This window comes from Maritimibacter sp. HL-12 (assembly GCF_900177545.1).
Taxonomy (GTDB): Bacteria; Pseudomonadota; Alphaproteobacteria; order Rhodobacterales; family Rhodobacteraceae; genus Sinisalibacter.
This window is the reverse complement of sequence record NZ_FXBQ01000001.1, coordinates 1144777-1157769: the sequence shown is the minus strand read 5'-3', so window position 1 is coordinate 1157769 and position 12993 is coordinate 1144777. Positions and strand designations below refer to the sequence as shown.

At 65.2% G+C, this 12993-nt stretch carries 11 protein-coding genes; 4 read left to right on the top strand and 7 right to left on the bottom strand.

Going from position 1 to position 12993, the window contains the following annotated elements:
• The first annotated feature begins 16 nt into the window (after window positions 1-16).
• Window positions 17-1543: a bifunctional aminoglycoside phosphotransferase/ATP-binding protein gene (locus B9Y97_RS05815; protein ID WP_176224311.1), complete on the top strand. Its 1527-nt coding sequence runs from the start codon at window positions 17-19 to the stop codon at window positions 1541-1543.
• Between the two features lie 100 nt (window positions 1544-1643).
• Here the strand turns inward: B9Y97_RS05815 and B9Y97_RS05810 are convergent, their stop codons facing one another.
• The 5 genes from B9Y97_RS05810 to B9Y97_RS05790 form a co-directional block, all read right to left on the bottom strand.
• Window positions 1644-2549 (bottom strand): LysR family transcriptional regulator, encoded by a 906-nt coding sequence (locus tag B9Y97_RS05810; protein WP_085525857.1) that lies wholly within the window; start codon window positions 2547-2549, stop codon window positions 1644-1646.
• Window positions 2550-2684: 135 nt separating this feature from the next.
• Window positions 2685-4694 carry an NADPH-dependent 2,4-dienoyl-CoA reductase gene (locus B9Y97_RS05805; protein ID WP_085525856.1) on the bottom strand — a complete coding sequence of 670 codons (2010 nt, stop codon included), beginning with the start codon at window positions 4692-4694 and terminating at the stop codon, window positions 2685-2687.
• Window positions 4695-4756: 62 nt separating this feature from the next.
• The gene (locus B9Y97_RS05800) at window positions 4757-5140 is read right to left on the bottom strand and encodes a hypothetical protein (RefSeq protein WP_085525855.1); all 384 of its coding nucleotides are present in this window, start codon (window positions 5138-5140) and stop codon (window positions 4757-4759) included.
• Between the two features lie 9 nt (window positions 5141-5149).
• Window positions 5150-5923, bottom strand: coding sequence for a DUF6478 family protein (locus B9Y97_RS05795; protein ID WP_085525854.1), 774 nt, complete (start codon window positions 5921-5923; stop codon window positions 5150-5152).
• Between the two features lie 57 nt (window positions 5924-5980).
• A complete protein-coding gene (locus B9Y97_RS05790; protein WP_139828239.1) occupies window positions 5981-6904 on the bottom strand; it encodes a hypothetical protein in 924 nt (307 codons plus the stop codon).
• On the opposite strand from B9Y97_RS05790, the gene B9Y97_RS05785 reads away from it, so the two are divergent.
• From B9Y97_RS05785 to B9Y97_RS05775, 3 genes are read left to right on the top strand one after another with little or no spacing between them, the layout of a single operon-like run.
• Window positions 6873-7715 carry a CPBP family intramembrane glutamic endopeptidase gene (locus B9Y97_RS05785; protein WP_139828238.1) on the top strand — a complete coding sequence of 281 codons (843 nt, stop codon included), beginning with the start codon at window positions 6873-6875 and terminating at the stop codon, window positions 7713-7715. The genes B9Y97_RS05790 and B9Y97_RS05785 overlap by 32 nt on opposite strands.
• A 28-nt stretch (window positions 7716-7743) precedes the next feature.
• Window positions 7744-8682, top strand: coding sequence for an acetyl-CoA carboxylase, carboxyltransferase subunit beta (accD, locus tag B9Y97_RS05780; RefSeq protein WP_085525851.1), 939 nt, complete (start codon window positions 7744-7746; stop codon window positions 8680-8682).
• Entirely contained in the window at window positions 8679-9953 is a 1275-nt protein-coding gene (locus B9Y97_RS05775; RefSeq protein WP_254900860.1) for a bifunctional folylpolyglutamate synthase/dihydrofolate synthase, read from the top strand. Before accD ends, B9Y97_RS05775 begins: the two co-directional genes overlap by 4 nt.
• 442 nt (window positions 9954-10395) lie before the next feature.
• On the opposite strand, the gene B9Y97_RS05770 is transcribed toward B9Y97_RS05775, so the two are convergent.
• Window positions 10396-11223, bottom strand: a complete 828-nt coding sequence (locus B9Y97_RS05770; protein ID WP_085525850.1) for a 4-(cytidine 5'-diphospho)-2-C-methyl-D-erythritol kinase — start codon at window positions 11221-11223, stop codon at window positions 10396-10398.
• Window positions 11220-12926, bottom strand: a complete 1707-nt coding sequence (locus B9Y97_RS05765; protein ID WP_254900859.1) for a tetratricopeptide repeat protein — start codon at window positions 12924-12926, stop codon at window positions 11220-11222. Before B9Y97_RS05765 ends, B9Y97_RS05770 begins: the two co-directional genes overlap by 4 nt.
• Window positions 12927-12993 lie beyond the last annotated feature (67 nt).

The window sequence follows — 12993 nt, the reverse complement described above, 5'->3', positions numbered from 1 at the left end:
TCAGGGCGAGGGCAAAGTGACGTCACACGAAGACGCACAGGCGGCGGTGATCGACTTTCTGAAAGACCCGGCGAGCCATGGCCTCAGCGAAGCGGTCGTGGTGATCACCACCCATTCCGCCCATGTCTTTCTGGCGGGCAGCCGTGCCTACAAGATCAAGCGCGCGGTGAAATACAACTACCTCGATTTCACCGCGCTTGCGACCCGGCGCAAGATCATCGAACGCGAGCTCGAACTGAACGCGCCCGGTGCGCCGATGATCTATGATCGGGTGGTGGCGATCACGCGCGACAGCTTGGGGCAACTTGGCTTCGACGGCCCCGGCGAGGCGGTGGAATATGCACTGGCGATGCACCGGTTTGCGCGGGAAGACGAGCTTGATTGCATTGCCGAAACCGGCGGGCTCGGGGTCGGCATTGCCGAAGCCCTTGGCGTGGCGGTGGCCGAGCTTCATGCCAGCGCGGCGCGGCGGGATGCCGATGGCGCGGCCCTGATCGGTGAAATCCTCGACGAACTGGCGGACGCCTTCGACGGGATGACGGAGGTCTTGGGCGCGGCCCGGCTCGCGGCTTTCAACGAGATCGCGCAGGCGCGGTTCGCGGCCACGGCCGAGTTGCTCGATACCCGAAGCCGCAACGGTTTTGTGCGCCGCTGCCATGGCGACCTGCATCTCAAGAACATCGTCATGATCGGGGGCAGGCCGATCCTGTTCGATGCGCTGGAATTCGACGAGCGCCTGGGCACCACGGACGTGTTTTACGATCTCGCCTTCCTGGTGATGGACCTGTTGCACCGCGGCTTGCCGCGGCAGGCCAACGCGGCCTTGGGCCGCTATCTTGCGGTGACGCGCGATTTTGGCGGCCTGGGGGCGCTGCCCCTGTTTCTCGCCGTGCGCGCGGCGATCCGCGCGATGGTGGCGGTCCAGTCGATGCCGGACCGCGCCAGCGATGGGCTGGCCGGCGATGCCCGCGCCTATCTCGACCAGGCGAGGGCCTTTCTCGCACCGCCCCCGGCCCGGCTGCTGGCGGTCGGTGGCGTCTCGGGCAGCGGGAAAACCACGATTGCGGCAGAACTTGCGCCGCGTCTTGGCCCGAACCCCGGCGCCGTGCATCTGCGCAGCGATCTGGAACGCAAGGCGATGTTCGGGGCCGATCCGACGACGCCGCTACCTTTGGAGGCATACCGCCCGGAAGTGAACCGCGAGGTTTATGCCCGGATGCTGGCCAAAGCCGACGCAGTCCTTGCATCCGGACACGCGGCGATCCTCGATGCCACTTTCCTTGCCCTCGATGAGCGCGACTCCGCTGAAGGGCTCGCCAGGGCGCGTGGCCTTCGGTTCGACGGGCTCTGGCTCAGCGCCGATCCGGCAACGCTGGAGGCAAGGGTGGCGGCACGCAAGGGCGATGCCTCGGATGCCGACGTGGCGGTGCTTCACGCGCAACTCGCGCGCGCGCCCGTGGCGGGAAACTGGGCCGAGATCGCGGCGGACGGGGCACCGGAGGTTGTGGGCGCAAGGGCGGCGCGGGCTCTGAAGCTCGACTGAGGACCAAAAAAAAAGGAGCGCCGTTGCGGCTGCCACCGCCCGGCGCTCCAGATGTGCCCAATGAGAGTCAGGCCGGGGAAATCGAAGGGTCTGGCAACGCTCACCAGATGTCGGGGCCCTTTTCAGCGAAGGCGTTCACCAGGAAGTCGATGAAGGCGCGCACTTTGGGTTGGGTGAACCGGCCCGGTGGATAGACCGCGTAGATGCCCTGCGTGTCGAGCGGCAGATCGGGGATCGCGTCTTCGACGAGGCCCTTTTCCATCGCATCCGCATAGAGGAAGCTTGGCAGGTAGGCGATGCCGAGCCCGGCCATCGCGGCGTTGAGCAGCGATTGGCCGTCGTTGACCGAGAGCCAGCCCGCTGTGCGCACCTGCCGGACCTCGCCGGAGGCGGCCGGAATTTTCCATACGTTGCCCGAGGCCTGGCTCGAATAATGCAGGAGCTTGTGGTCGTTCAGATCGTCGATCCGCATCGGGCGGCCGAATTTCTGGAAGTAGTTCGGGCTGCCGACCATACGCCGCGTGGTTTCGGCGATCTTGCGGGCGCGCAGCGAGCTGTCTTCCAGTTCGCCCACGCGAATGGCCATGTCGAAGCCTTCGGAAATCAGCTCGACGTAACGGTTGTTCAGCACCATGTTCACCGTGATGTCGGGAAATTCCTGCAGGAATTCTCCGAGCACCGGCGAGAGGTGGTTGACGCCGAAATCGGTGGCGACCGAGATCCGCAACAGCCCCGAGGGTGCCGATTGCATCGAGGTCACCAGCGCGTCGGCTTCGCCCGCATCGTTCAAGACGCGGCGGGCGCGGTCGTAATAGGCCAGCCCGATTTCGGTGGGGCTCACGCGGCGGGTGGTGCGGTTGAGCAACCGCGCCCCGAGGCGGGCCTCCAGCGACGACACGTGTTTCGATACGGCGGATTTGGAGATGCCCATCTTCTTCGCCGCGTCGGTGAACCCGCCCTGGTCTACCACGGTGGCGAAGGCTTCCATTTCAGTCAGTCGGTCCATCGCAAATCTTTCTACAGTCATCGCCCCTACGAACAATTGTATCGGCGGCAATTCGGGCAAGACTGTGGAACGAAGGCGACGATTGCGCGGTAATTCGGCGGATTGGTTTGTGACCGGAAACAGGGAGCCAGCGCTTCAGAGCGTCGCCGCAAGCCTCACGCCCTGGTCGATGGCGCGCTTTGCGTCAAGCTCGGCGGCCACGTCGGCCCCGCCGATGACGTGAACCTCCACGCCAGCCTGTGTGAGCGCGTCGGCAAGGTCGCGCGCGCTTTCCTGGCCGGTGCAAAGCACCACGGTGTCGGCCTCGACGAGGCGGGGGCCATCGGCGGTGGTCACGTGCAACCCTTCGCGGTCGATCCGCTCATAGGCCACGCCTGCCAGTGTTTCGACGCCCTTGGCGCGCAGGCTGGCGCGATGAATCCAGCCGGTGGTCTTGCCGAGGCCCTTGCCCGGCGCGCCGGTCTTGCGTTGCAGAAGGGTAACCTTGCGCGGGCTCGGGGCCGGGTGCGGCGCGGCGAGGCCGCCGCGGCTTTGCGCCGGATCGCCGACGCCCCATTCCGCCTTCCAGTGATCGAGGTTCTCGGTCGGGCTTTCGCCGGTATGGGTCAGGAACTCGGCCACGTCGAAGCCGATTCCGCCAGCACCGACAATGGCGATCCGGTCGCCAACCGGCGCGCCCTTGAGCACGTCAACGTAAGACAGCACCCGTGCGCCCGCGTCCACCGGAATGCCCGGATCGCGCGGGGTGACGCCGGTGGCGACGATTACCGCATCGAACCCGGTCAGATCGTTGACGCCCGCATCCACGCCGAGACAGGTCTCGACCTGGCGCAACGCAACCATGGTTTCGAACCAGTCGATCAGGCCCCGGAATTCCTCCTTGCCGGGGATCGTCGCGGCGAGGTGCAACTGCCCGCCCACGCGGGCGGACTTGTCGAACAAGGTTACATGGTGGCCGCGCTCGGCGGCGGTGATCGCGGCGGCAAGCCCGGCAGGCCCGGCACCGACCACGGCGATGCGTCTGGCTGTTTCCGCCGGGGTGAGCACGATTTCGGTTTCGTGGCAGGCGCGCGGATTCACGAGGCAGCTTGAGATCTTGCCCGCGAAGGTGTGATCGAGGCAGGCTTGGTTGCAGGCGATGCAGGGGGCGATCTCCGAAGCCCGCCCGGCCTTCGCCTTGGCGACGAAATCGGGGTCGGCAAGGAAGGGGCGCGCCATCGAGACCATGTCGGCCGCGCCGCCTGCCAGCAGGCTTTCGGCGACCTCGGGGGTGTTGATCCGGTTCGAGGTGATCAGCGGGACGCCCACCTTGCCCATGAGCTTTTTCGTAACCCACGCAAAGGCCGCGCGCGGCACGCTGGTGGCGATCGTCGGCACGCGGGCCTCGTGCCAACCGATCCCGGTGTTGATGACCGTGGCCCCGGCGGCTTCCACCGCGCGGGCCAGTTGCTCCACCTCGTCGAAGGTCGAGCCCTCGGGCACAAGGTCGATCATCGACAGCCGGTAGATCAGGATGAAATCCGCACCCACCGTCTCGCGGACCCGGCGCACGACCTCGACGGGCAGGCGCATGCGGTTTTCGTATGATCCGCCCCAGCGATCCGAACGCTGGTTGGTGCGGGTGACGAGGAACTGGTTGAGGAAATAGCCTTCGCTCCCCATGATCTCGACGCCATCGTAACCCGCCTCGCGCGCCCGGGCGGCGGCGGCGGCGAAATCGGCGATCTGCTTCTCGATCCCCGCCTCGTCCAGTTCACGCGGAGGGAAAGGCGAGATCGGCGACTTGATCGCGGAGGCCGAGACGCAATCCTTGCCATAGGCGTAGCGCCCGGCGTGGAGGATCTGCATGGCGATCTTGCCGCCCTCGGCATGGACGCGCCCGGTCACGATCTGGTGGTTTGCCACGTCCTGCGCCGTCATCATTGCTGCTGCGCCGGGAAAAACCGCGCCTTCCGGGTTCGGGGCGATGCCGCCGGTGACGATCAGCCCGGCACCGCCCCGCGCGCGTGCGGCGTAGTATTCCGCAACCCGGTTCCAATCGCCGCGCTCCTCCAGCCCGGTGTGCATCGACCCCATCAACACCCGGTTGGGCAGCGTGGTGAACCCGAGATCGAGCGGGGCGAGCAGGTGCGGATAGTCGGTCATGGCGGTCTCCCTTTGCGGCAGGTTACCGACCGATACGGCCGCACGTCACCCGCGACGCCACGTCATCCCGGGCGCGGGGCGGTCTCGACGCAATGGCGGCGGAAGGCGCGCTTGAGCATGTCGAGCTCGGCGCGCAACAGCTCCATCTCGGCGCGGAAATCCTCGTCGAGCGGTTGGCCGACAACGATGGTGAAGGACGCCAGGCGCGCATCGGTGGCCTTGTCGGTGATCAGGAAGGTCTGCACCCCTTCGGTGAGCAGATCGGCCGGGATCGGGACCCGGACCAGAAACTGGCCCGCGGCATCCGGGTCTTCCCGCAATGTCGCCCCCTCGACCGGTTTGGCAAGATGGGTCACCTCGATTTCCGGCAAGCTGTCGGCCCCGGTGAGCACACCTTCCCAGACCCCGGCCTGAATGCGCGTCTTGGTCAGTTGGATCTCGGGCATCGTCGCCTCCTAGAGCTCGGCACGCGGGCGGCGGCTGAACGTCACGTCGCGCAGCAGGATCTGGTTCATCCGCGCGCCTTCGAAAATCAGATCGACCCAGGCCGCTTCCACGCGTTTTTCGTTGAGCTGGGTATAGGCGAGATCGAATTCCACCATGATCTGCTCGTTTCGCAAGGGCAGTTCCCGCACGATCTGTTCGGTATTGGGCCCGTGACGGACATTCAGGCGGGCGAAGATTTCCAGCCGGTTTTCAGTTTCGATCACCGCATTCATGCGCACGAGATGCTTGCGTTTCAGGCCCTGCACCGCCTCGGGGGGCAATTCGGCCACCAGCGAAAGGAAAGAACCGTCGAAATTGAACACGTCCAGCTTCAAGCCGTAGGGTGCCAGATCGGCCTCGCGGCTGTTACGCACCTGTCGCACGGTGAGTTCGGAGATTCGGCAATCGTGAAACAGCGTTACCTCCTTGCCGAAACTCGTCTTGGTTTCGGCCGCCGCCACGCCCGGCGGCGAGATCGGCCCGCGCCAAAGCTGCGGCCGCCATGCCCAATCCGAGTGGAGCGGTTTTTGAATCGCGCTGTTGCCGATCAGCGGCAAGGTAAGACGGCTATCGGCAATATGAACCACCCGATCCAGCAAGGTGCGCAACTGGAGCGCCCGCAGACGCGCAAGCCGCAGATTGCTCAACCGCATTTGTGGGGCATGGTCCGCGATCCGCTCCCAGCGACGCATCGCGCGCTTGTGCAGCAGGCCGCCGAGAATACCGAAGGTGCCGTTTGCCATGGGAAGGGAATCGCCTCTGGATCAGGATTGTTGCCATACTTAAATCAAAAGGTTTCTTCAGAGCAAACGATTGAAAAAAGATGCCAATCCGGTGTTGCCTGCACCCTGCGCACCTGCCGGTTCCGTCGCGTTGGCGCGGCGGATTGCCTTGACGAAGTCGCGCGCGAGCGCCGCGCCGGTTTTTTCATCCAGCGGAGCTGCGCGAAAACCGGACACGGTGATGGTGACGAGGTGGGCCGCGGTCGAAAAGACCCCGCGCCAGTAGTCGCCCGTCGTGTCGCCCTGTTGCGTCCCGTCTTGCGCATGGACCAGCACGAGACCCTCGCTTCGCGATATGTCGAGAACCCCGACATCCGAAGCGCCATCGCCGCGGGCAAGAGCGTCTTGCCCTTCGGGCGTTGAAAAGAACCGCGCCAGCCGGTCGAGACCGGCGTTGTCGAGCGGGGCTTCGGCGGGCGTGACCGAAGCGGTCAGCATCGCCGGGGTGGTCGGTTTGGCGTCGCGCCTGTTGCCCGAGATCGCGGCGCATCCGCCGAGCATGACGAAGGTTCCCGTGTCTGTTTCGCGGGTGGCATCTTCATCGACGCAGAACCCCCTTGGCCCTTCGATGGTGAATGCCTTCGATAGAACCTGAATGCTTGGGCTTCCCCGGGTGGCGGCTGTTGAGACCAAGCCACTGCCGCCGCCCGAACAGCCGGCCAACAGCAAACCGCACACCAGAAAACCGCGCAAACCCATGCTGGCCACGCCTTCTCTCCCCCTCCGTCGCGCGTTGCCCAAGGAGTAAGTCAGTCCCCCGATTGGTGCAACCTGCTGGACGATCACGAGCCGGGGCGTCAAGCTGCGCAGGCACAGACCCGGAGATTTCGAGATGACGCAACCTGCATTCTGGGAATTGGCCAAGCCTCGGACGCAACTTTGGCGGACATTGCTCGGTTTCGTGTTGACGATGGCGATCTGGCTTGGCGTTTCCTTTGCCATGGTGCTGATCGGCGCACAGCTTCTCGGCCTGCCGACCGCGATCGTCGCGCAGGGCAACACCTGGGCCTCGGCGGCGGTATTCTTTGCGAGCTTCATCGGATTCCATGTCGGCCTCGCCCTTGTCTTGCCGGCCCTGCACCGCCGTGGCTTCAGCAGCCTGTTCGGGGCCGACCGGCGCCTCAATCTGCGCCATGTCGGTCTTGGGGCGGCCGTCATGCTTGGCCTTGCTGCCGGCCTTTACGGGCTGATGGCGGTTGAGCACCTGGTTCTGCCGCAGGACGCCGCGCCGGGGCTGCGCCAGGCCGCTCCGATGCTGCCGTGGCTCGCGGGGCTTCTCCCCGCCCTTGCGCTGATCTTCGTGCAGGTTTTCGCCGAAGAGGCGCTGTTTCGCGGCTACCTGCTGCAACAATTACGGGCTCGGTTTCGCTCCGCCCTGGTCTGGGGCGTTGCGCCCTCGCTGGTGTTCGGGCTGTTGCATTTCCAGCCCGGTGTTTATGGTATGGCTAACGCGCTGGCCTATGTGTTCAACGCCACGGTCATGGGCACGCTGGCCGCCTTCATCACCCTGCGCACCGGCAACCTCGGCGCGGCTGTGGGGCTGCACTTCGGCAACAACGCCGCGCTGACCGGAATCGGCATATCGGGATCGCTCGAAGGGTTTTCGCTGTTTCTCGCCGAGATTCCCCCGACTTCGGGCTACATGACCTACTCGATCCTGACCCAGACAGCGGTGACAACGCTGATCTTTCTTGCCTGGTGGCGCTGGATGAACCGCCATCGGCCGATTGCAAATACCGGCCCCTCGTCTTAGGTAGGGCCAGTCAGTCCGAGGAAGTCACATGAACTGGATCTCCAACTACGTCCGGCCCCGGATCAACTCGTTGTTTTCGCGCCGCGAGGTGCCTGAAAACCTGTGGATCAAGTGCCCCGAGTGCGGCCAGATGCTGTTCCACCGCGAGCTTGAGCAGAACCTCCACGTCTGCACCGCCTGCGAACATCATATGGCGATCAGCCCGCGCGACCGCTTCCAGGCGCTGTTCGATGGCGGCATCTTCGTCGATGTCGATGTGCCTGCGCCGGTCGCCGATCCCTTGCACTTCAAGGACCAGAAGCGCTACCCCGACCGGCTCAAGGCCGCGCAGAAATCGACCACCGAGAAAGAGGCCATGCTGGTGGCCGAAGGCGAGATCGGGCGCACGCCGATCGTCGCGGCGGCGCAGGATTTCTCGTTCATGGGCGGCTCGATGGGGATGTATGTCGGCAACGCGATCATTGCCGCCGCCGAACGTGCCGTGGCGCTCAAGCGCCCGCTGGTGCTGTTTTCGGCCGCCGGGGGCGCGCGGATGCAGGAGGGCATCCTGAGCCTGATGCAGATGCCGCGCACCACCGTCGCGGTCGACATGGTGAAGGAAGCGGGCCTGCCCTATATCGTGGTGCTGACCCATCCCACCACCGGCGGCGTGACCGCCTCCTATGCGATGCTGGGCGACGTGCAGATCGCCGAGCCGAACGCGCTGATCTGCTTTGCTGGCCCCCGCGTGATCGAGCAGACGATCCGCGAAAAACTGCCCGAAGGCTTCCAGCGCGCCGAATACCTGCTCGATCACGGCATGCTCGACCGGGTGACGCACCGCAAGAACCTCAAGGATGAACTCGTCACGATCCTGCGTATTCTGCTCGGGCAAACCCCCGCGGTGCGCGGCGATCTGCCCGCGCCGGAAGCCCCGGCGCCTGAATTGGTGGAAGAGCAGCCTGCCAAAGAGGCGCGCAAAGAGTGAGCAACCCCGGCTCCGATGTCATCCTCGACCGGATGATGTCGCTCCATCCCAAAGTGATCGACCTGACGCTCGACCGGGTCTGGCGGCTGCTCGCGGCCGTTGGCCACCCCGAACGACGTCTGCCTCCTGTGGTGCATATCGCGGGCACCAACGGCAAGGGCTCGACGCTGGCGATGATCCGCGCCGGTATCGAGGGCGCGGGGCTTGCGGCGCATGCCTATACCTCGCCGCATCTTGCCCGCTTTCATGAGCGGATCCGGCTTGCGGGTGCGTTGATCTCGGAAGACCACCTCACGCAGGTGCTCGACCGCTGCTATGCTGCCAATGGCGGCGAAAGCATCACCTATTTCGAAATCACGACCGTGGCGGCGCTGCTCGCCTTCGCCGAAACGCCAGCCGACTACACCTTGCTCGAAGTCGGGCTGGGCGGGAGGCTCGATGCGACCAACGTGATCGAGAAACCGGCTGTGACCGTGATCACCCCGGTCTCGATCGACCATACCCAGTTTCTCGGCGATACGATCGAGAAGATCGCCTTCGAGAAGGCGGGGATCATCAAGCCGGGCGTGCCGATTGTGGTCGGGCCGCAGGAGGAGGCAGCCCTCGCGGTGATCGAACGGCAGGCCGCGCGGATGGGTGCGCCGGTGATTGCCCACGGTCAGCACTGGCAGGTTTGGAAAGAACGCGGGCGGCTGGTGTTCCAGGATGAAACCGGGCTTGTCGACCTGCCGCTTCCGGCCTTGATCGGTGACCACCAGGTTCAGAACGCCGGGGTGGCGATCGCCGCGCTGCGGGCGCTTGGGTTTGCCGAGCCTGCCTGCGAGGCGGCCATGCGCGATGCCTCTTGGCCGGCGCGGATGCAGCGATTGCAGTCCGGGCCGCTGGTCGAGACGGCCGGGGCGGCCGAGCTTTGGCTCGACGGTGGACACAACCCGGCGGCCGGCGAAATGCTCGCGCGGGTGCTCGATGGCTTGCCGCCGCGCCCGACGCATCTTGTCTGCGGCATGCTCAACACCAAGGACGTGGCCGGGTTCATGCGGCCACTTGCCGGGCGGGCCGCGAGCCTCACGGCGGTGTCGATCCCCGGCGAGGCGGCAACCCTCTCGGCCGAGGATACCGCCCGTTTCGCCGCCAACGCAGGACATCAGACTCGGACGGCCGATGACGTTCTGGCCGCGGTTTCGACAATCGTGGTCGAAGACCCCACCGCGCGCATCCTGATTTGCGGCTCGCTCTATCTTGCCGGGCAAGTGCTGCGGGATAACGCCTGAGCGCCTTCCGGTCGGCGGTGAACAGCGCAGGGCAATCTGTGATCACAAAAAAATATCACGACGCGGCGACGGATTTTTCCGGCGAGATGAGGCCAACCTATTGGTGCGACTCGTTTTTTGGCCATTTGGCGCGGAAATGCAAAACGTCAACCCTTTATATTGACGAATTCAGGTGCTTCTGTCTAAATGTTGACAAGTCGGATGAGGGGATTCATCCGAAATACAGCAATAACCTGTCGAGCAGGACGGGATATGAAGAAAGATCAGAAGGCTCAACCGCTTCAGGGTGCCCTGACCTTTTTGTGATCACAAATTCTCAAGCACTCGCCAAGAAGTGCGGATCACGCCTCATGCCATGACCTGAAACATCGAATGGACGGCTTGATCACGCGAGCCAAGCCCTCGCGGCTTCGTCGGGCGAAGCGGTTCACGGCGTTTTCGCCTAATGCAGACTCGCCGCCGTAACCCACCAGTCGGGGTGCGCATCGGCAAGATCGTCCGCCGCGGCATCGGCCTCGGCCCGGTCCTCGAACAGGGCGAAACAGGTGGCACCCGAACCCGACATCCGCGCCATGCGCGCGCCGGGCAGGGCCGTCAGAGCCGCGAGCACGTCGCCGATGACCGGCGCAAGTTTCAGCGCCGGGGCTTCGAGATCGTTGCGCTGCTTCGAGATCCAGTCGATCGCGGACCATGCGCCACGCCAGCGCGGAATCCGCTTCGGCATCGGCTCGTTTTGCTTGCTTTCGAGGGCCGCGAACACCTCCGGGGTCGACATCGCGACGCCGGGGTTGGCAAGCACCACGTGCAATTCCGGCACGCCTTGCACCGGCTGCACCTCGTCACCGACCCCGCGCATCCGGGCCGCCTGCCGGGCGAGGCAGACGCGCACGTCGGAACCGAGGGCGGTTGCGCCCTCCGGCATCGTGGCGTTTCCGGTGAGATCGACCATCGCGAACAGCGTCGCCGCCGCATCCGACGAGCCGCCGCCGATGCCGCCCGCCGTGGGCAGATGCTTTTCGAGGGTGATCGCAACCGGAAGATCGTGCAGGGCTGCGGCCTTCCAGACGAGGTTGCTCGCGTCTGCGGGCACGCCTGCGGCCATCGGGCCGGTCACTTCGAGCGACATCGCATCGGCGGGCACGAGGCGGACCCGGTCGCCCACGTCGGCAAACATCACCAGACTGTCGAGCAGGTGGTAGCCGTCGGCGCGCTGGCCGGTGACGTGCAGGGTGAGGTTGATCTTGGCCGGAGCGAAGGTTTTCGTCATCATCGCGTGATCGGCTCCCCGCCTTCTTCTTCAAGCACCACGTCGAGCCCGACGTCCAGCTTGCGCCGAATCCGGTCGGGATCGAGTTCCTCGAGGTTGGTTTCATCGGTGATGAAGGAGAGCGCGCGGCTCCACTGGAACCGGGCTTCGCGCAGCCGTCCGACGGCCCAATAGGTATCGCCGAGGTGATCGTTCAACACCGGGTCGAGCGGCATCAGTTCCACCGCGCGCTCCATTTCTCCGACCGCATCTTCATAGCGCCCGAGCCGGTAATAGACCCATCCGAGGCTGTCGCGGATGTAGCCGTCGAAGGGCCGCGCTTCGACGGCGCGCTGGATCATGTCGAGCGCCTCATCGAGGTTTTCGCGCTTCTCGACGTAGGAATAACCGAGGTAGTTCAGAACCGAGGGCTGATCGGGCGACAATTCCAGCGCCTTGCGGAAATCGCGTTCCGCCTCGGGCCAGCGGCCTTCGCGCTCAAGCGCGATGCCGCGCGCGAAATAGACCGACCATTGGGCCGCGCGATCCCTGTCATACAGCGCGATGGCATCATCGTAGTGCGGCGTTGCCTCGGCGAAGCGTTGCTCGAAGCGGTAGGTGTCACCAAGTGCGGCGTGGGCCGGTGCAAGCTCCGGTCGGGCCGCGATGAGAGTTTCCAGAACCTCGATGGCTTCCTCGACCCGGTCCATGCGCCGCAGCGCCTGTGCCCGGCCGAGCTGCGCCTGTGGAAATGCCTGGTGATCCTGCGGCACCCGGGCATAGGATTCTGCTGCCAACGCGTAGTTTTCGACCTCTTCCAGAACGGCTGCTGTGACCAGTGTGGCACCGACGGTGGCAGGATCGAGAAATTCAGCTATCCGTGCATAGATCAATACCAGCCCCGGGTCGGTCTCGCCCGCGAGCGAGTCGGCAACTTCGTAGAACAGCCGCGAAAGCCCCTCGCGCGCGCCTGATATCGCGGTGAAGGCAATCGGTTTGCCGGCCTCCAATTCTTCGCGCAGGGTGACAAGCTCGGCATCGACGGTGTCGGGGAAGGTGGTTGCCAGCATGGCGGCAGCATCGGCATTGCGCTCGAGCTGGCTGAGAACCTGGGCATAGGCGATGATCCCGGCGCGGTTCAGCTGCAGCACCTCGTCCTCGCCGGAAAAGATCCGCGCCGCCCCCTCGTGATCGCCGACCAGCGCCAGCGCCAAAGCCTTCTGGATCAGGGCCGCCTGCCGGGTTCCGGAGTCATCGGCCAGATCATCGAACAGGGCAACGGCGGGGCCCATCTGGCCGGTGCCGATAAACGACCACGCCTCGATCATCTGGTCGAGAAAGCCGCCGACCGAAACGCCTTCGTCCAGCTGCGCGAGCACGGCGTTCCAGTCTTCACGCTTCATGGCATCGGCCATGAGCACCAGCCCGGCCACCTGATTGTCGTCATCTTCAGCGATCAGCCTGCGGGCCACCGGAACCGCCTGTTCGATCTGGCCAAGCCCGATCTGCGCGATGATGAGCCCTTCCATCAGGCCGCTGTTTTCGGAGTCGGCCGCCAATGCCCGGGCACCGTATTCCACGACGGCTGTGTAGTCGGCGCTTTGATCGGCCGAGCGGGCCGCGAGATAGGCACCGGCAAACCCGTCGTCGGCCCGGGCCGGTGCGAGGGTGACGCCGAGCATGAGCGCGGACAGGCCGAGCGCGCGAAGGATGAGGGGATGCGGCAAGGGAAGCTCCGTCACGTATACAATGCCTGCAACCTAATGGGGCCGGGGCGGCGGTTCAATCCGCCGC